Raw genomic sequence first — 900 nt, 5'->3', positions numbered from 1 at the left:
TGATACGTCTCGTCAGCCGGGACATCGTCACTGCTTCACTGGGAATGACGTCGGTGTGGCCCGGCAGGAGCAGAACGTCGTCGTAGGTAAGCCCGATGAATCCGAACGGATCTGGCTGATCCATATAACCCCTTAAATCGTATTGACACATAGAGAAAAACAGTGTCCGAGCGCTGCAACGGGCCGGACTGGTTTCTCCAATGTTAAGCGAGTTTGGGGCCCATCCATTCCGCCAGGTGCGCTAAGGACGATAAAATCAGGGTGCCGGTGATGAAGTTCGAAACATATAGGACATAATCGGCACGTACTGTCGACAACGGTGTTGACCGTAAGACCCGGCGCCTGCCCGGTTACAAACCAGTCGGCGTCAACATGGAGGTCCAGTGAAGCCCATAGCTCCGGCTCGCAAACGCGTACCGAGGATGATCATCATTCTCTTCGGTATGCTTTTCGCGGCCCTCAGCCTGTCCACACTCTCGTCGAGTCCGGCCCATGCAGACGAGGTGGGGACCGAGTACGACTACAAGATCTCCGGCAACGTGCAATTCGGCGGTGATCCCCTCGATGGTGTGAACATCAGCGTGAAGGGCGGCGGCTACACCGCCGACGTCAACACGGATGCCGAAGGCAAGTGGGCGATCGGCGTCCCGGACAAGGGCACCTACACGGTCACCCTCGACGAAGAAACCCTGCCGAGCGGCGTCATCGTGGCGAAGGGTGGAAACGTTATCGAGGCCGAATTCGGCCTCACCAAGACCAAATCGGTCAACTTCTTCCTGGGACAGGGCGAGCGGGTCACCGTGAGCTTCTTCAATCAGTTCGTTGAGCGCTTGGTCAACGGACTGAACTTCGGGCTTCTGCTGGCCCTGGCCGCCATCGGACTCTCGCTGATCTTCGGCA

1 protein-coding gene and 1 pseudogene are annotated in these 900 nt (G+C 57.9%); one reads left to right on the top strand and one right to left on the bottom strand.

The genetic code is table 11. From position 1 onward, the window contains the following. Positions 1-124: IMP dehydrogenase (locus JF66_RS24845; protein ID WP_231556550.1), on the bottom strand; the 124-nt coding region annotated here is incomplete at its 3' end. A 259-nt stretch (positions 125-383) separates the two neighbouring features. Between JF66_RS24845 and JF66_RS20885 the strand changes: the two are divergent. Beyond that, positions 384-900: pseudogene (locus tag JF66_RS20885) on the top strand (carboxypeptidase-like regulatory domain-containing protein); the annotation flags it as partial.

Origin of the sequence: Cryobacterium sp. MLB-32, assembly GCF_000738085.1 — a bacterium.
Classification (GTDB): domain Bacteria; phylum Actinomycetota; class Actinomycetes; order Actinomycetales; family Microbacteriaceae; genus Cryobacterium.
This window is presented reverse-complemented; position numbering and strand designations above follow the sequence as displayed.